General features: G+C 43.7%; 15 protein-coding genes. 8 read left to right on the top strand and 7 right to left on the bottom strand.

The window, feature by feature from the left end:
• Nucleotides 1-341: 341 nt before the first annotated feature.
• The 3 genes from PSE7429_RS09930 to PSE7429_RS09920 all read left to right on the top strand — a co-directional run bounded on the left by PSE7429_RS09930 (nt 342) and on the right by PSE7429_RS09920 (nt 2,228).
• On the top strand, nt 342-980 hold the full coding sequence (locus PSE7429_RS09930; protein ID WP_009627025.1) for a DUF4291 domain-containing protein: 639 nt from the start codon (nt 342-344) through the stop codon (nt 978-980).
• 147 nt (nt 981-1,127) lie between these two features.
• Nucleotides 1,128-1,496: a VOC family protein gene (locus PSE7429_RS09925; protein WP_009627024.1), complete on the top strand. Its 369-nt coding sequence runs from the start codon at nt 1,128-1,130 to the stop codon at nt 1,494-1,496.
• 297 nt (nt 1,497-1,793) lie between these two features.
• Complete coding sequence (locus PSE7429_RS09920) at nt 1,794-2,228, top strand: DUF2059 domain-containing protein (protein WP_202950425.1); 435 nt, start codon at nt 1,794-1,796, stop codon at nt 2,226-2,228.
• A gap of 312 nt (nt 2,229-2,540) precedes the next feature.
• Here PSE7429_RS09920 and PSE7429_RS09915 read toward each other — a convergent pair whose 3' ends face one another.
• Nucleotides 2,541-3,755, bottom strand: coding sequence for an SfnB family sulfur acquisition oxidoreductase (locus PSE7429_RS09915; protein WP_009627022.1), 1,215 nt, complete (start codon nt 3,753-3,755; stop codon nt 2,541-2,543).
• Nucleotides 3,756-3,862: 107 nt separating this feature from the next.
• Nucleotides 3,863-4,960: a dimethylsulfone monooxygenase SfnG gene (gene sfnG / locus PSE7429_RS09910; protein WP_009627021.1), complete on the bottom strand. Its 1,098-nt coding sequence runs from the start codon at nt 4,958-4,960 to the stop codon at nt 3,863-3,865.
• 405 nt (nt 4,961-5,365) lie between these two features.
• Between sfnG and PSE7429_RS09905 the strand changes: the two genes are divergently transcribed.
• Nucleotides 5,366-6,301 (top strand): alpha/beta hydrolase, encoded by a 936-nt coding sequence (locus tag PSE7429_RS09905; RefSeq protein ID WP_009627020.1) that lies wholly within the window; start codon nt 5,366-5,368, stop codon nt 6,299-6,301.
• 126 nt (nt 6,302-6,427) lie between these two features.
• Here PSE7429_RS09905 and PSE7429_RS25105 read toward each other — a convergent pair whose 3' ends face one another.
• Both PSE7429_RS25105 and PSE7429_RS25960 read right to left on the bottom strand, forming a co-directional pair.
• The gene (locus PSE7429_RS25105) at nt 6,428-7,963 is read right to left on the bottom strand and encodes a tyrosine-type recombinase/integrase (RefSeq protein ID WP_009627019.1); all 1,536 of its coding nucleotides are present in this window, start codon (nt 7,961-7,963) and stop codon (nt 6,428-6,430) included.
• Nucleotides 7,964-7,982: 19 nt separating this feature from the next.
• Nucleotides 7,983-8,168, bottom strand: a complete 186-nt coding sequence (locus PSE7429_RS25960) for a hypothetical protein (RefSeq protein WP_009627018.1) — start codon at nt 8,166-8,168, stop codon at nt 7,983-7,985.
• A gap of 271 nt (nt 8,169-8,439) precedes the next feature.
• Between PSE7429_RS25960 and PSE7429_RS09890 the strand changes: the two genes are divergently transcribed.
• Together PSE7429_RS09890 and PSE7429_RS09885 are read left to right on the top strand one after the other, a co-directional pair.
• Nucleotides 8,440-9,108 (top strand): cytochrome b/b6 domain-containing protein, encoded by a 669-nt coding sequence (locus PSE7429_RS09890; protein ID WP_009627017.1) that lies wholly within the window; start codon nt 8,440-8,442, stop codon nt 9,106-9,108.
• A 217-nt stretch (nt 9,109-9,325) separates the two neighbouring features.
• On the top strand, nt 9,326-9,880 hold the full coding sequence (locus tag PSE7429_RS09885) for a hypothetical protein (protein ID WP_009627016.1): 555 nt from the start codon (nt 9,326-9,328) through the stop codon (nt 9,878-9,880).
• A gap of 283 nt (nt 9,881-10,163) precedes the next feature.
• Here the strand turns inward: PSE7429_RS09885 and PSE7429_RS09880 are convergent, their stop codons facing one another.
• The 3 genes from PSE7429_RS09880 to PSE7429_RS09870 form a co-directional block, all read right to left on the bottom strand.
• Nucleotides 10,164-11,543 (bottom strand): pentapeptide repeat-containing protein, encoded by a 1,380-nt coding sequence (locus tag PSE7429_RS09880; protein ID WP_009627014.1) that lies wholly within the window; start codon nt 11,541-11,543, stop codon nt 10,164-10,166.
• Between the two features lie 161 nt (nt 11,544-11,704).
• Nucleotides 11,705-13,699: an ATP-binding protein gene (locus tag PSE7429_RS09875; protein WP_009627013.1), complete on the bottom strand. Its 1,995-nt coding sequence runs from the start codon at nt 13,697-13,699 to the stop codon at nt 11,705-11,707.
• A gap of 2 nt (nt 13,700-13,701) precedes the next feature.
• Nucleotides 13,702-13,926 (bottom strand): hypothetical protein, encoded by a 225-nt coding sequence (locus PSE7429_RS09870; protein WP_009627012.1) that lies wholly within the window; start codon nt 13,924-13,926, stop codon nt 13,702-13,704.
• A 632-nt stretch (nt 13,927-14,558) separates the two neighbouring features.
• Between PSE7429_RS09870 and PSE7429_RS23520 the strand changes: the two genes are divergently transcribed.
• Both PSE7429_RS23520 and PSE7429_RS09860 read left to right on the top strand, forming a co-directional pair.
• Nucleotides 14,559-17,540 carry a COG1470 family protein gene (locus PSE7429_RS23520; RefSeq protein WP_009627011.1) on the top strand — a complete coding sequence of 994 codons (2,982 nt, stop codon included), beginning with the start codon at nt 14,559-14,561 and terminating at the stop codon, nt 17,538-17,540.
• Between the two features lie 327 nt (nt 17,541-17,867).
• Nucleotides 17,868-18,176, top strand: coding sequence for a hypothetical protein (locus PSE7429_RS09860; protein ID WP_009627010.1), 309 nt, complete (start codon nt 17,868-17,870; stop codon nt 18,174-18,176).
• Nucleotides 18,177-18,180 lie beyond the last annotated feature (4 nt).

Raw genomic sequence — 18,180 nt, 5'->3', positions numbered from 1 at the left:
CTACTGGCATATTTTCTAGGGCTTCTCGTTCATATTGCGGTGGCTCTTTCATCCCTTTACTTTAGCCGCTTTGGCTCTTTTGTCAATTTCTTACCTGATTCTTTACGAATCAACTAATCCCAAGTCAGGAGAGAAAGTCTTTGCAATAAGAAGACATATCAAAGCTGATATGGAGCTTCCAATGAAAGATGATTATAGTAGTTTTATTCGAGAGCTTGTACTTCGGGAGCATCCAGATATGTAACTCGTGAGAATGGTATAACCTAAGGCTCATCTTCACGACAACGAAACCAAGCAAGTTATCTTTGCTGACCTAGATTTAATTTTCTTCTTTGCAAATAATGAAAGTACAAACTGAGCGATATCTGAATCAAAAAGATCGTTGGCAACCAAGCGGAAGGGTTATTCTCGCACAGTATGATGTAGATTCAATCGTGGTTTATCAAGCCTATCCTCCTGCTATTGGACATTTTGCTGCAAACCATGGCTACTTCGGCGGAGACTTTAAATTTTCACGTATGACTTGGATTAAGCCCAACTTTCTGTGGATGATGTATCGCTCAGGTTGGGGAACAAAGGAGGGACAGGAAGTAACTTTAGCAATTCGTATTCAACGCTCCGCCTTTGACTCAATTCTTTCCCAAGCCGTTCATTCAACGAATATTCCTGAGATTTACGAAAACCAGCAAGCTTGGAGTGATGCTGTTAAAGCCTCTCCAATTCGTTTGCAATGGGATCCCGATCACTCGCCAACAGGAGAAAAACTACAGCGTCGGGCAATCCAATTAGGTTTACAAGGGGAAGTAGCAATCAAATATTCACGAGAGTGGATTGTAAATATTGAAGATATTTCGGAGTTTGTTGCAGAGCAACGACAGCATGTCATTGCCAAAAACTATGATGTACTCCTCACTCCAAGCGAATATGCTTACAAAGTGGACGATCTTGAGACGGCAAAAAAATTACAGCTAAGTAGCTAGGTATAAGTAAACTTAAAACCTAGAAGAGCATACCGCCCGCTATGCGGGCGGTATGCTCTCTGGTTTTGGTTTTTAATTATGCCTAGCTACTTAGCAGAATCGAATGAGTAATAAATTTTATGCTCGCGTTCTAGCTAGAGGTTTAGAATGATTGATGTATATCTTAGTCTTGTTGTTATTCGCTCCGTTAACTTAGAGAAATCCATTAAATTTTATCAAATGCTAGGCTTAAATTTTGCTAAGCATCGTCATGGAAATGGATTGGAACATTTTGCTAGTAGAATAGGACAAGTTACTTTCGAGATTTACCCTCAAACAGCTCAAATGGAGGTGACAACAGGAACTAGATTAGGATTTCAAGTTCTTGATTTAGATACGCTTGCGATGGAGCTACAGAAAGAGGATGTCATTTTTATCGCGAAGCCATCAATGTCAGAATGGGGACGAAGAGCAGTTGTAGTTGATCCCGATGGGCATCGAATAGAGTTAACTCAATTTAACACTCTCTTGCGGTAATCATCGGTATAGCAATATCTAAAAACCAGAGAGCATACCGCCCGCTATGCGGACGGTATGCTCTCTGGTTGTGGGCTTAGCTACTCACATGTTTAGATTGCTAAGATTGATCGCCAAGATTTGATAGGGTATGATAGAGGAACGACCTATGGTGGGTGATAGGCAACATTGTGCCGCCGATATATTCATTATCGAACTTCAGGTGCTTAAATTCTAATGTTTAAAGTAAAGTTGAAATTTTCAAGGTTTCTTGGATTGTTACTGGTCATCTGCTTTACCTTCTTCACAGTACACGCAGTGAATTCGCAACAACTTCCTCTAGTTGAGTACCAATCCAAAATATCTGCCAGTGAAACTTCCAATCATAAATTAGCAAACGAAGTACTGCTAGAGATGGGAATTTCCCAAAGATACGATACGCATTTCGATCACTTGATGGGTACGTTAATTGGTAAGGGCGATGATTTTAAGATTTATACAAGATTCAGAAAGATGTTTGTGCGAGAAATTGGGTGGAGTCACTTTAAAGATGACTATGCAGCAAGGCTGGAAGCCGATTTTTCAGAAGATGAATTAAAGGAATTATTAAATCTATCAAAGCAACCTGTGATGAAAAAGTTTTTGTTGTCTGAAGGTAAAGCATATATGGATACATCTAAACAAAGGTTCAAAATGGGATTTGAATTGTGGGAAAACTATAATAACGGTAAAGTCAGGTTGCCATCAGACTAGATTCCCTCTAGATTCCCTAATCATAAAGAACCACAAGAAACCTTTTAAAAGTTTTTCTTTACAAAACTTTCAAAAGGTTTCTTGGTTTGCCTTTGAGTGCAAAGTGCTCTAAGTTCCATTTATGTAGTGGATAGACATAGCTTAATTATTAAGTAGCTGGGCATAATTAAAACCCAGAATCAAAACCTGTAGCACACGCGCAGCGTGTGCTACAGGTTTTGGGGTTTTATATTTAATTGCGCCTAGCTACTTAGCTGTATCAATCCAGTTGCATTAAAATGCAAATTATCCCAACTCAGGCGTGGATTTATTCTAAAGCCAAGGATGACGAGGTGGGTTTTCGGCATTTAGGTAGAAGTTGCCAACGGCGTAGTACTTCCAACGGGCGGGGTCATGTAGAGTGTGGGTGCGGGCATTGCGCCAATGGCGATCTAGGTTATATTGCCTCAGGGTTGACTTGGTGCCTGCTAGTTCAAATAGTTTGTTGCTTGCTAGAATTGATGCTTCGGCGGCGATCGCTTTTGCTTCGGCAACGGCGATCGATGCTTCGGCAACGGTGCGATCGGTGGGATTGGCATTGGCAAGATCGATGTATTCTCCCGAACGACGTAGCAGCGCTTCAGCAGCATGAACCTGAATCACCACCTGACCAATGTTGTAGAGAGTAAGGGGGTCTTCGTAGCCATGCTCAATCTCGACATCAATCCAAGGGCGGGCATAGTTGCGGACATAGTGCAGGGTATCTTTCAGCGCTGCTTTGGCAATTCCCACATCCACAGCGGCTTGAATAATTTGCGCTACGGGACCTTGGGTGGTTGGGCGCTCAAAGGCTTGGAACTGGAGGATAATCTGCTCCTCTGACACTTCTACATTTTCAATGATTGTGGTGCCGCTACCAGTGCAACGCTGTCCAAAGCTGTTCCAGTCATCAATGATGGTTAGCCCTGGTGTTCCACGCTCTAGAATCACAATCACCGTTTTATGATCATCATTACTCGCCACGACGGGAATCCAATCTGCTACCAGTGCGCCTGTGGAATAGAATTTTCGTCCGTTCAGCAGGTATTTAGAGCCAGTCTTTGTGACGCGGGTTTGGACATCAGCAACATTTTTGGTACCAATCTCTGAGAATGCGTTACCAAAGCGCTTCCCTTTCAGCACTTGATCGAAGTAGAACTTCTTTTGCTGGTCTGTACCATCCAACCGAATCGATTCCACGATGTACAGGTGATTTTGGGGAATCTGTCCGAGGCTGGAATCGGCTTCAGAGATAATTTTAGTCACTTCTGCTAGCGTGACATTTGAGACAAAAGATCCCCCATATTCCTTGGGAACGGTAATCCCCCAAAGTCCGCTCTCGGAATATCGATTTACTTCTTCGAGAGGGACTTTTCCTTCGCGATCGCGATCAGAAGCACCTTGGGTAAATTTTGATGCCAACTGATGGGCGATCGCAATCGCCTCTTGATCATCCTTAATGATATGAGTTTGTTTACGGTTTGCCTTAATGTCCAATACGAAAGTCATAAATTCGTCCTTGATTACATGTTAAACGTTGAAGTTAAACGTTGAAAATTTGCTGCGATCTCGCAGTTATCTTTGCATTGCTAAAAGCTAGTTATCTTTCTTAAAAGCTAGATGGCGACAAGGGAGCGATCGGATTTACGCTGCGAATCCAACTGGCGCACCAGTGGAATCACATCACGCCCAAAGGCGGGTAAATCGTCGGTATAATGCAGGAAGCCTCCTAAAATCAAATCGACACCAGCGGAGTGAAACTGCTGAATTTTCTCAGCCACCTGTTCCTTGGTTCCAATCAATCCCGTCTTAAACCCATCGTTGTACTGCACCAAATCCTCAAAGTTGGAATTAGCCCACATGCCAACTTTGTCGCGGGTTGCCGAGCCAGCTTGCTTGACCGCTTCCCCAAATCCTTCTACGGCTTCTATGTCTGCTTGGGCAATAATTTCCCGTAGCACTTCATATGCCTCGGATTCAGAGTCACGCACAATGATAAACGAGTTCAGCCCAAACTTAATTGTCCGTCCTGCTTGCTTAGCCAATGCAGAAACTTCTGCTACTTGCTCGCGCACACCCTCAATTGTGTTCCCGTTCATGAAATACCAATCCGAGACTCGTCCAGCCATTTGCCGAGCTGCCTTCGAGTTGCCACCTTGGAAGATCTCAGGATGGGGATTGAGATTGACGGGCTGGGGTTTTACCCAACCGCCATTGATTCGGTAGAAATCACCTTTGAAGTGAAATTCATCTTCCGTCCACAATCCTTTGAGGACGTGAATAAACTCTTCTGATCTACGATAGCGTTCATCGTGATCGAGCCAAGGTTCACCGTAAATTGTGAATTCCCCTTTGAACCAACCACTGACCACATTCAACGCAAACCGCCCCTTAGAAATAAAATCAATTGAAGCACCAATCTTGGCGACTACACCAGGATGCCAGAGTCCTGGATGGACAGCGGCAATTAGTTTGATCTTTTTGGTGACAGGGGCTAACGCCGCAACTGTAGTTAGGGCTTCAAGTTGATATTCTGCTCCATAGCTAGCAATAAAGCGCGCTTGAGCCAAGGCATACTCAAACCCAACCTCTTCAGCCGTTTGAGCTAGCCAAGCATTGTAGTCATAGCTCCAATCGGTGCGTTGGGGAATTTTGCTGACGACTAATCCGCCACTAACATTTGGTACCCAGTATGCAAATTTAATATCGACCACGATCGATCCTCTTTGAATGAAATTTGGAGATAAATTCACAGACATCAGTTTTGATGGTTGAACTGGCGCGTGAATTTTGGCAGCTTTTGATATGCCCGAATCATAGAGACAGGGCAATACAAAGGATTTGTATCATTATGACCGCTTAATCTACGGTAACTCGATAGAGAAACCGTAGTAGAGTGAGTATGCCAGATTTTTTACAGAAAAACAAGTAAATAAAAAAAGTAAATAAAAGTAAATAAAAAAGTAGATCGCCACTTATCTATTTGGTTGGGATTTGTCCTCAGCAAAACTTGCATTGCTACTCCCTTCCCAGTGAAGAATTAGAGATTGCGGCGCGAAGCGCCGCAATCTCTAAATTCTGGGAGTATATTTGATCAAGCAAAAAGTGAGGTAGGGGCAATGGCAGCATTCAAGTTTTTTAGACTCGGAGAAAAAACTAGAAAGATTCTGTTCCTATTTGTACTGGTGGTCTTTTTATCCCTGAATGCTTTGTCTTACTTGGGCGCTTATGTGCTAACCCACTATAGTTCCTCTGGACATTGGGGGTTAGGAATTCCTAAATCTACCAGTTCCACAATTCCCAGTGATATTGGGCTTGAATATGTCACACAACGTATCCCTATCAATCAAACTGAGTGGCTAGAGACTTGGTTTATTCCCACGCAAATGCCTGTATCTAGTGGCACTGTTTTGCTTTTTCCTGGTAATGCAGGAAGTAAAGCTATACAACTTCTAGCTCCAGCCAAGGCGTTTCATCATTTGGGCTACGATACTTTGCTTATTGATTTCCGAGGTTTAGGAGGTTCTAGTGGAAATACGACAACTCTAGGCGTACGGGAAGCTAAAGATGTTGCTATCGCTCTTAATCATGCTCAACATTTAAATTTTCAGCGTCCCTTTATTCTCTATGGTGTGTCAATGGGAAGTGCGGCGATTCTTAAAGCAGTGGCTGATGAAAAAGTTAATCCTGATGCTGTGATTCTTGAACTTCCTTTTGCAAGACTTTTAGATGCTGTTAGAAGTCGGTTGAGAGCAAACTGGATTCCACCATTTCCGATCGCTGAGATGATTGTCTTTTGGGGAAGTATTCAGCATGGGATCAATGGTTTTACGCATAATCCAGTGAATTACGCCAAGCAAGTTCAATGTCCTGCTTTGCTATTGCATGGAAAACTCGATAAATGGATTACTTTAGCGGAGATTGATCATATCTTTCAGAATTTACAAGGTTCTAAGGAACTAACCATTTTTCCTAACGCGGATCATAGCTTGCTCGTTACGGTTGATAAAGAACTGTGGCAGCAAAGCGTCGAGCAATTTTTAAAGGGCGTTTAGAATAAATATTATTGCCGTGAGGAAGGTATTAGACCATGTTGCTTATCAAGTTGCTTATCAAATGGAATAGTTTTCCTTCATGTAGGATTTTGTTCTCATTGCAATTACGGGCAAAGTAATCAATTTTTAAATCAGATCGCTTAGCAAGTTTGACAATTCGCCTTGCATATTCGTGCGATTGTCGTCGTAGAGCATGAGGGTGTCTAGCTTCTTATGTCGTGATAATTTTTGCACTTTGCGAACGTTCCCATTGGTGGCATCAAGGGCGGCGGTGATTGCGGAGTGGCGGATGCGGTGGGGAGACATTTTTTTAGCAATTCCTGCATCTTTAGCAAGTAGATCAACAATTTGGTAAATTGCCGTACCCGTTAGTCTGTGACCGTAATTAGCAGGATCGAGAGACTGGAATAAAGGTCGATCGCTATTTTGAGTCTCAATCTGAGATAGCCAGTCTTGAATTGCGCTTGATGTTCCCAAACTAAGACTGATGAGACTCTTTTGAGAGCCACGTCCTTTACCTAAAATTTGGAGCGATCGCCCTTCGCCATCAAAATCACCGATATTTGCGCTCACAACTTCATTGCGACGCAAGGCGTTATCCCAAAGCAGTCGCAAAATCGCAAAATCGCGTTTTCCCTTGATAGTAGTTCTATCTATTTTTAAAAGCATGGCGCGGATACTTTCGGGTTTAATCCCTGTCGTATCGCGGTAGGTTTGGACGGTTTCGGTTTGGACATCATTAAGATTCCATTCGCATTTACCTAACTTAGCGGCGAAATTTACCAAGGATTTTAGAGCCGATAGACGACGATTAATTGTGGATTCTTTTAAGCCTTGAGTAATGAGATCTGACTTGTAGCGCAGGGCGATCGCGATCGCCTCAAATCGATTTAACCGTAAAAATTGCGCTATGACTGATTCTGTGGGCTTTTGTCCGTAGGCAGCAAGAAAGAAGTAACGTAAATCCTTTTCATAGGCGCGTCTAGTGTTGAGACTACGTTTGTCAGATAGAAGAGAATTGAGAATGTCTGGCTGAAATTCCGTCAGAGCGTAGGGAATGGCGCTTATTTGAGTCTCATGGGTATCAAAATGAGTCCTATCTTGATTCTCATAATCTAATTTAGATACTAATTTAGATGCCATAGGCGATCTCAAATGAGTCTCCCCAGTCTCGTCTATAGTCTTGCTTTGTGTCTCAATATCTTGGTTTAAGGCGTATTTTTCTCGGCTGAAGCGCAACTGTTCGGGGGCGATCGCTTCGGCGATTCCTGCCTTGGTTGCAGCCCGTTTGACAATGCCATAGATGGCAGTTCCCGTAAGCCTATGACCATACTTAGCGCGATCAAGGGATATAAATAGCGGTGCTTGAAGAGCGCTAATATCATCCGCAATATGAATCAGATTAAGCCAGTCTTGTAATGCGTCGGCTGTGTCTAATGTGAGACTAATAATTTCCGATGGATTTTGTTGATTTTGGTGTTTGTAGCGACGTTGAATTTGTAGCGATCGCTGATTGTAATTAAAATCGCGAATACTAACCGCCGCTACCTGCTGCCGCTTCAGCGAGCTCCCAATTAGTAAGCACAAGATCGCGTAATCTCGCTGTCCTGCCATAGTGCAGCGATCGCAAGCTGCGAGAATACGCTCTGCTAGATCGGTCATTGAGATCGGTTATTTGCCATCATGATTTATTGCTAAACACCTTAAAAGCGATCGCCACTAAGATTGCGCCCGCTAAAAAAGGCATCCAGTTATAGCGAATTTGATAGAGCAGGTTATTAAAAAAGTAGCTAGCCTCTCGTGATACCCATGCGGCAACAACGATCGCACCAACAAACATCGCAAAGTACATGACGTATTTAAGCATTGTTCTATTCCCTAAAGAATCCTTTTCAAAAATGAATTAACAACAAAGGCAATACAAATAAGCGTCCATATTCCGTACTGCTCATGAATACCAAAACTTAACCATTTGAGCGATTGCGATATAGCTGGAGCGCTAGCCAAAGGTGACCCCGTAAAAAACATCGTAATATTAAATACAAGGTGAGCAGCCAAAATCGCTAAAACTTTGCTTATTACGCTTTTGCTCATTTTTATTTTATCTGCAATTCATTAGCAATCATAGCAAAAAGCTTATGTCGCGCAATACTCCATACCAGCCTGTTTTACTTCGTTTATTACATAATGCGATCGCTTTATTAGTCTTTGCTGCCTTAATTACGGGATTTATGGTTTATGACCGATATGACAAGCGTTTTGGAACCCTTAACTTACCCATAATTCGCGATACCCAAGGTATTCACGGCACGATCGCCCTTATATTTCTGATCGGATTACCAATCTTTGCTTTGTATTGCTTTCATATTGGATCGCGACGCTTGGTACAGCCTCCCCTATCACATTTTCAAGAAGTTGGTAAGCCGATTTGGTGGGTCGCAATCCAAAGGCTGGTTAATACGACAATCCTTTTATCGGGAACCCTTGCCGTAATTACAGGAAGGATGATGGATGAGGAATGGCTTCCCAATCAAGACTTTAACCATGCAGGATATATTGGGCATCTAATCTCATGGGTATTGATGATTCTCAGCATTGCTATGCATCTGTTGATGAGTGCCAAGGTAGGTGGAATGCCGCTATTACTATCTATATACAGTTGGCGAATTCGCGCGGAAGATACCCCGATCCATTGGTTTAAAAGCTTTAAGATTAAGCCATCCAGCCCAATTCTACTTATGATGGAAGTTCTGGTAATTGGGGGCATTGCGATCGCCTTTATATTGCCAGCCTTTTATTCTAAATAAAATTTCGTTAAGTAAGTAGCAAATTCCAAGACCTGTAGCTTACGCGCAGCAGGCACTACAGGTTTTGATTCTGGATTTTAATTATGCTGAATTACTTACGTACAAAAAGCGGCTTTGTGTCTCAAATGGGTCTTAATAGTCTCTAAACGAGTCCCATAATGATTCTTGCTTTCTAATATAGATACGTTCCTTTATTCCTCTATTTTTATGTAAATCCATGAAGAAAAAAGACTTAACTTTACGTAGCGACCATAGTTGGGAATCGCAAGAAGGGTACAAGATATTTGTAGCCGATCGCGGAGCAGTGCGGTTTGATTTCCCAAAGGATTGGATTGTTAAATTTAAAGAAAAGTCCGTTAGTTTTCACGATCTCGAACCCACCGACGATACAGGAGCCTTAGAAATGTCCTTTAATCGTCTTCCCCCCAATGATTGGAGCACATTTCCCCTCAAAAAGACCCTTCAGCAGATTCTTGATGATGACAATCGCCAAATCACTGCCAAAGGCAAAGTGACGAGCGCTAACCGTGATGGAATGAGATTAGTTTGGGGCGATATCCAATATATAGACGCTACCGAAAAAAGACCCGCCACATCACGTATTTTGGTAGGTATTGGTGGCAATGTCCAAGTTCTCTTCACATTTGATTATTGGACAGAGGGAGAAGCGCAAATGCGAGAAGTTTGGGAGGCGATGTTGCGATCGCTCCGTCTCGGTTTATTCATCCCCGACCCCACAAGAGGACATATCGTTAATCCCAATCTAAACTAATAAGTAGCTAGGCAGAATTAAAAACCAAAACCAGAGAGCATACCGCCCAGTGGGCGGTATGCTCTTCTAGGTTTTATCCCTAACTAATAACAAAACGTGAGTTCGGGATAATTTGAAACGGGCTTAGAGAAAGGGTTTGCTGCGCAAACCCTTTCTCTAAGCCCAAAAGTAAAAGCCTTGCGTAGCAAGGCTTTTACTTTTGGGCTTTTAAAATTTGCCAGCTTAACTCGAACTGACGTTAATACCAATTCCCAAAATGGCGTTGCCATTTTGGGAATTGGTATTACTGGCATTTTCCTACAGTGCCATCGGGCATCGTCGCGCCACAAAAGTTAGTACCTTGCATCACCGCACCCCGCAGATTTGCACCCGTGAGATTTGCACCTGAGAAATTAGTGCGTTGTAAGTTTGCCCCGACAAAATCTGCACCACGCAAATCAGATTGATTGAGATCGGCATCCACTAGCTGCGCTCCCCTTAGCCTTGCCAAACGTAAGTTTGCGCCTGATAAATCAGTGCCTCTGAAATTGCGATCTTCGCCGCCACGATTGACGATTTCCCAAACGGTACGCCACTTGCGATCGAGAACCGTTTCTTCATTAATAATGCTCTCCCGTAAATTGGCAAGGCGAAGATTCGCTCCTTCTAAATTAGCATCGGATAATTGTGCTCCCTCAAAGTCGGCTTCCGTGAGATTTGCCTTGGTAAGGTCGGCATAGCGCAAATTAGCGGCATTAAATTTAACCCGCACCAGATTGCTGCGGCGGAGATTGGTAATAAATAGATAGGCTTCAGTAAAGTTTGCTCCTTCTAAATTTGTGCCCGCAAGATTTGCCTTCTCAAAGTTTCCTCCTGATAGATCTGCCTCAACGAGGGGTTGCCCTTCTAATCTTTGATTGACAACCTTCCAGACGAGGAACCACTTTGGCTCGAAAAATGTATCGCTATCGATTTTGCTCGATCGCAGATCGGCATGAAATAGATTTGCACCCGCAAAGGTCGTTCCTTCCAAACTTGCACCTTCTAGGTTTGCTCTTGTCAGATTGGATTCGCTCAAATTGGCTCTGCGGAGATTTGCTCTCTTTAGACGCGAGTTCGTGAGATCGGTTTTTTCGAGATCGGCTAAGGAGAGATTAGCAGATTCAAAATTAGCTCCATTGATTTTAGCGCCGATTAATTTGGCAAATTGTAGATCGGCGTTCTTTAAGGAAGCTTGAGGGAAAATCGCTCGTTCGAGATTGGCATATTTGAGATTTGCCCGAAATAGATTTGCCCCTTCAAGTTTGGCTTCTAAGAGGTTTGCGTTTAAAAAATCTGCTCCCGATAGCAATGCAAAGCGCAGATCTGCACCTAACATATTTGATCGCATAAACTTTGCCCCATCTAGCTTTGCTCCTCTCAGATCAGCTTTGCGGAGATCGGCATCCCTAATATTTGCCCCGATTAAGTCTGCTCCGCCCAATCTCGCATCGGGGAGATCGCATTCCGAACATTCTTTGGTTTTGATCAGTTGATCGACATGGCTTTGATTGGCGGCGATTGTCGATGTTACTGATGTTGTCGTGATGCTGGCGAAGATAGACACAATAGCGATCGCAGTTGCGATCGGTTTATTCCAAACCGATCTTTTGACAAGGACAATAGGGGACTTGGCTATACTCATGTTCAGATTTTATCGTAAGTAGCTAAGTATAAATAAACTTAAAATCCGCAAGCCTGCGAAATTTACCATAAGTGTGACAACACTTGTGTGAATTAAAAACCAAAACCAGAGAGTGTACCGCCCGCTACGCGGGCGGTACACTCTCTGGTTTTCTTAGCTACTTAAACCCATCCTTTTACTTCCGCATCCATCATCGGCTTTTCCAGTTTTATATATTCGATCTTTGCTGCCTGCAAGATATGTTTCATTTGGACGGGCTCGTTACGATCCGCAGCAATGAAGGCAGAATTGAGGGCAATGTTGCGAATATTACCACCCGCAACGCTGAGTTTGCCAAGTTTGATATAGTCGAGATCGAGGATGGGTGTTTGCTTGGGAAAAGCTCTGCGCCAGATTTCTGCCCGTTGCTCGGCATCGGGAAAAGGAAATTGAATGACAAAGCGCAGTCGCCTTAAGAAGGCTTGATCGAGGGAGTTTTTCAGATTAGTCGTGAGAACGGCAAGCCCGCGATAGGCTTCCATTCTCTGCAATAAGTAACTGACCCCGACATTGGCATGGCGATCGTGGCTATCCTTTACTTCCGTTCGTTTGCCAAAGAGAGCATCTGCTTCGTCAAATAGTAAAATTACGCCGCCCCCTTCCGCTGCATCAAAAATGCGCTTGAGATTTTTTTCGGTTTCACCAATATATTTATCGATCACCGAACTGAGATCGACCCGATAGACATCGAGCTGGAGCTCATTGCCCAATACTTCTGCTGCCATTGTTTTCCCTGTGCCGCTACTACCTGCGAACAGAGCGCTAATTCCTAAGCCGCGCCGACTTCTGCCTGCGAATCCCCATTTCTCATAGACGGTTAAGCGCTGGCGGACATGGGCGGCAATATCTTGCAGGACAATTTTTTCCTTGGTGGGTAAAATGAGATCTTCCCAGTTAGCAGTTGTTTCTACACTTTGAGCGAGTTCGTTCAGTCTTGGGCGTGACTGGGTGCGGCAGGCTAGCCAGAGGGATTGATGGAATGTATGGCTCGATTCTTTTTGGTGTAGGCTTTTAGCCTTGAGAGATGCATTGTAGATATGGGTAGGCGAGAGGTTGAAATAGGAGACGAGTTGGTGAATAGAGCCATTGAGGGAGTCAGAGACATCAAGATCGCTGAGAGCCTTTTCCCATAAAGCTTGTTGCTCTGGGATGGAAGGCGATCGCACATCAAAGGTCATAATCGTACGTTGGTGTTGACGGCGACGACTCTGACTGCTGATGATCGTCGGACAGTTAAGAATCTCGGTTAGATAGCTGATCGCAGTCTCTTGGCTGGGTTGCGGATATTCGTCGCGATCGCAGTCTAGTAATAGAGCCATCATCCCTAGCGTATATTCCCGCTCGCAGAGTTGAGCAATTAACTGGAGATGACTGAGATCGTTAGGCAAAATATTTGCCGAGACTTTATACAGAGTCAGCCCTAGCTCTCTACAAATTTCCATGGCGATCTCGGTTTTACTGGCTACATCTTCGCCACAGAGTTGGAGCACGGGCAATCGATCATATTCATCAGATTCTGACACACTGATCCAAGTAGCGATCGCTTGTTTGACGATTTGTCGATGGGATTCAATCTGAACTGGATTCGCAACTATAGGCTCACATAGTTTGAGTAACCGCTCGTCCAGATGCTGATCTCCCATTAAATAATGCAGGATTCGTTCGTTAATCCGCAATGGACTTGAGGTAAGAGAATTGCCCACACCAATCTCCACTAGATGCCATTGGCGTAAATTGGCGGCAGGGGAAAAAGCTAACCAGTCACCCGAATCTAGCAATGACATTGCTAGGCTAAAGGTGGGATAGGTTTGTTTGAGATCCCCTGTGATTTCCGCAAAAAGTTCGCCCCAACTGGGATCGAATTCTATTGCCGCACATAAAAGCAAAATATCTCTCTCAAAATTAGAAAGAGAGAAGTTTGTGCATAGCAGATTTAAATAACTATCTATGATTGGAAGACGGGGAAAATTTGTAGTAGGTGATTCTAAGGGCTCTCCTTTTCTGGTGGCGATTTTTTGCTCTACGGTAAAACGCAATCGGGAGATCTCGATGAATAGATCGTACTGGCTGGATTTTAGCCAGTCATTATTAACGATAGGAATTGGCGATACTGTCATGCTTATTTGGTTAATGTCTGGATCAATTGCTCTAAATAAGTTTCTGCTTCGTTAACTGGCAATAAGATGACCTTCCCTTGACTTAAAATTTCATATTTCCCGCCCCGAAATCCATGTCCAGCAATTAAGCCCAAGGATAGGGCGAGATTAGCGGTTTCAGTCAGCTTATTAACGCTCATCGTCTCCATCTCTAGATTTAGGCGTTGTTTGAGTTCGTCTTCATTCATGGGTTATTACTCGCATTTTGCTAGTGTTTTGCTAGGTGTTTTGTTAGGTGTTTCGATAATTTTGGCTTAATACCAATTCACAAAAGTGAGACAACACTTTTGTGAATTAAAAACTAAATCTAGTAAGGGTTTGCAAGTTAAGAAATGGCGTAGCTATTTCTTAACTTGGTAAGTAACTTGGTAAGTAGCTAGGCATAAGTAAACTTAAAATCTAGAAGAGCATACCGCCCGCACAGCGGGCGGTATGCTCTCTGGTTTTGGTTTTTAATTATGCCGAACTACTTATAACTTTGTTGATCGCCTATAGCTATTTGCGATCGCTATGACTCCAAGTAAGTTACGGAAGGCGTTATCAAGCAACGCTTTCCCTAGTTTCCCGATGCCGAGTTTGAGTGCAAAGGGCTGTATAATCCCATTAGCTAGCATAGTGAAAGATTATGGGTTACAAATCTCGACCTTGGGTTATCACTTTATTTAACGTCATAATTTAGCGTCATAATTTAGCGTCATAATAATGCTCGATATTGCTGGGTAATTGAGTAATTTGTGATTACTTAAACTTTTCATAGGGCTTTGGGCTGTATTCTTAATTATAATCTTTGACCTAATTACCTAAGAAAATCCCGCATAATATGAGGAGCGAACCAAGCATCTTTGCCTCAAATACTGATAACAGCGATACAGAGCAAAATGCAGGCTTGAGCATGGTGGATATTTTGACCCTATCCCCAAGGCAACATCATATTCTGCATTGGATTATGCGTCAGCAACAGGTGACGTTGGAGGCGATCGCTGCTTATACTGAAGCCGATCTCGAGGATATCCGCAACGATCTTGAGGCTTTAGTGAGCCAAGGGTTTATTGAAATGCGGCAAAATCAGGGGCTGATCTACTATGAAATTGATTTTCGCAATCAACAGAACACTGAAGCGCTAGGTAACATAGCATCGGCATCTGTTGCCATTCGCCCCCTATCAATTATTCTCAATCCATCGGGGGTAGTCTCGATCACTACGGGGGAGAGCTTTGAGCTATGTATTACGGTTACCAATCAAGGCGATCGCAGTGCCGTAATTAGCGTTGCGCTCGATCGAGACTCAAGTTCGATCTATGCTTGGTGTCCTTATCCATCTGAGACCTTAGCTCTGAGTGTGGGGCAGAGCTGCGAAGTGGTATTCCAGATTCAAGTTCCCCCCACTACTACGCCCGATGAATATGGCTATACCCTAATTATCGACGCGCCCCAGCATTATCCAGAACATACACCGATCCAATATAAAGGGCGGGTCATCGTGCTTCCTGCGTTGCAAGAAGTAGTCAGGGTTAACGATCCCACCTTTGTGACTCTGCCGCGCACCACCTCTGACAATCCCCATCCCATGCGATCGGGTGAGATTTGGCAATTGCTGATTGGTGTTACCAACCGCTCGGAAAGGGTTGATCGCTTTCGGGTGACCATTCCCGATCTTGATCCGAAATGGTTTTCTATTTATTATCCTGAAGGTCTAGCCCTAGCAGGAGTTGTTGAGGCTGCCGATGGTTTGCCCCTTAATCCTGACACTCAAGGACAGATTAATCTCATTCTCAAGCCCCCTTTAGATGTGTGGGCTGGTATTTACGCCCCAACTATTCGAGTTCATTCGGCTAACAATCCAGATTTATCACTACTAGACATTGCATATTTTGAGATTCTCCCTACCTATCAACTGGATATCCAATTGGTGACGATCCTCACAAGGGTGAATAATCAGCCTTCCGTTTACGAAATGCGCTTTAAAAGTAAGGGAAATATTGCGCGTGAATTAACCTTGCGGGCTAGCAGTCCTGAACAGGAAGGATTGTTGATCTACAACTTGGAGCAGGAAGAAATTAAAATTTCTCCCTTTGGAACGGTCAAGGTAAATATTGCGATCGAAACGACGAAAAAGTGTAAGCCGAAATTTTGGGGCGATCGCTATCTCAGTTTTATTATCGAATTGGAGGATAAGCAGGATGCCCTCCTGCCCAATGATCGCTACCTAGGTAACGTATTAGTCCCTGCCCGTCCTTGGTGGCAATTTGTCCTCTTGATTTTGGGAATTTTGGGGCTAATTGGGACGGTAATTTTTTTAATTTGGTGGTTCTTCTTTCGTCCACCCGACGTTCCACAGGTAGTGGAGTTTACTTCTGAATCCTCAACTTATAAAGAATCAGAAAATGAAGCGATTCGCTTACGCTGGCGGATTTCCTACCCTGAATTGGTGCGCGAAATTAGAGTAGAGGGTTTATCTCCCGACGAAAAGATTCTCAGTCAGCCTGTAGTCTATAACTTTACGAAGGGCATTCCTCCTGAACTCAAAGACTATTGCGTAATTGATCGCGAGCTCCTGTGTCAGAATGTGCCCACTGATGCGCGGAAGCCGAGCCAATATATTTTTCAGATGAATCTATCATCAAAAAATCCAAAGACGGCGGCGATTCCTTTGGTCAAAACCAGCAAGATTTTAGTGGAACCATTACCGCAATCTCAGATTGTCGAATTTACCTCAACTAAACCGCTTTATACGGAGTCCAAACCAGTTTTGCCAGTGGTTGTATCCAAGCCCGTGAAAACAGGGGATAATCCATCTCCAGAATCTCTATCAACATCAGGATCTGTTTCTAGTAATGTCGCCGATTCTCGACCCTCTGATTCTCGATCAAGTGATGCAACTAGCGATACAGCATCTACTTCAAGTACTGTTTCAAGTACTGTTTCAAGTTCAGAATTGAGTTTACTTGCAGGAGCCTTGGAGAAGAGAGTGTTTTTAACAGCCCTTGGGATCGGGGGCGAGGCAAATAAGTTCCGAATTATCCGACCCAAGCCCGATCTTGATAATGAAGTAAGGCTCAACTGGCGCATATCCAATGCCAGTCAAGTGAGGGAGTTAACTCTAGTGGGACGATCGCCTGAAGGTGAAGTTAAGAGTCCTCCCTTGCGATTTGTTTTTGCTGAAGGTCTGCCGCGATCGCTAAGTCCCTATTGTACGATCGCTAACGATGAAATGACCTGTAGGAATGTCCCTACAGAGGCAAAGGCTTCAGGCAACTACATTTTTGAATTAGCGATTGTGCCGACTAAGCCTCCAGAGGATCCCAAGGCGGTTCCCGTGACGAGAAAAACTGAAATTGCCAAAATTGCGCCTTATCCTGCCAAAATTTTGGAGCTAAAGGTTAATGGTCAGGATGCCTTACCGCAGTATTCCTTTAATCTCAATCCCGATGTCCCTTCGATTCTAACCCTATCGTGGAAAATAGAAGCTTCGGCAGCCGCCAAGATCGATCTACTTCCTGCTCCAGGCAATATTGCGGCGGTAGGACAACTTGCCTTGCCCCTCAGTCCCAAATCTGGCGAGGTAACCTATACCCTGCAAGTGACTAATCCCGATGGGCAGGTAGTTATGCGTTCCTTCATCGTCCAAACGATCGCTCCACCCCCCGCACCTAAATCAGAAACTCCCCCACCCATTGCTTTGCCTCCCGATATCCCTGAAATTGATTCGCCGTTAATCCCTAATAGCGCTTCTAATGGCTCTGGCAATAGGCGATCGGGAGGTATGCTTTTACCGTCGGAAGTTCCACCGAGTCAAAAATAACCCTACGCTTAACTTGAAAACCCTTACTAGGTTTAGTTTTTATAGCTCTAGTCAGTAATGTTAGGACAAAAATCAAACCCCATAGAGAGTTGCGGCGCTTCGCGCCGCAACTCTCTATAGGGTTTGATTTCCTGACTTAAGTGAATATAGCTATAATTCACTTAAGTGTTGTCCCACTTGCGTGAATTGGTATAAGGTTTTGAGATTCCCAAAATGGCAACGCCATTTGGGGAATTGGCATTATGATCGGTTAGTGCTAAATATTTAAGGGTATACAGCGCTTTGCGCTGTATACCCTTAAATGTAAATACTTTCCTAGGACTACCTATGATCGAAGACGAATTTGAGTTTAAATTGCCTAAGGGATTTGTTGATGCCCGTGGCGATCTGCACGATCGCGGGCTCATGAAACTTTTGACAGCTAAGGATGAACTAACTGTACAGAAATTAGCAAGCGCCAATCCCCAGATGGATATTGTGTTTTTATTACTGGCCCAAGCGATCGCTAAGTTAGGCAACTTAAATAAAGTTATCCCTCAACAACTAGAACAGCTATTTTTACCAGATTTTTTCTATTTGCAAGATTTATTTAGTGAATTGCAACCCCAGAATGTCAATGCATCGGGGGAATTATAGGCTA

Source organism: Pseudanabaena biceps PCC 7429, from assembly GCF_000332215.1.
Lineage (GTDB): Bacteria > Cyanobacteriota > Cyanobacteriia > Pseudanabaenales > Pseudanabaenaceae > Pseudanabaena > Pseudanabaena biceps.
The sequence above is the reverse complement of the archived record's forward strand: the minus strand, read 5'-3'. Positions and strand labels throughout refer to the sequence as shown.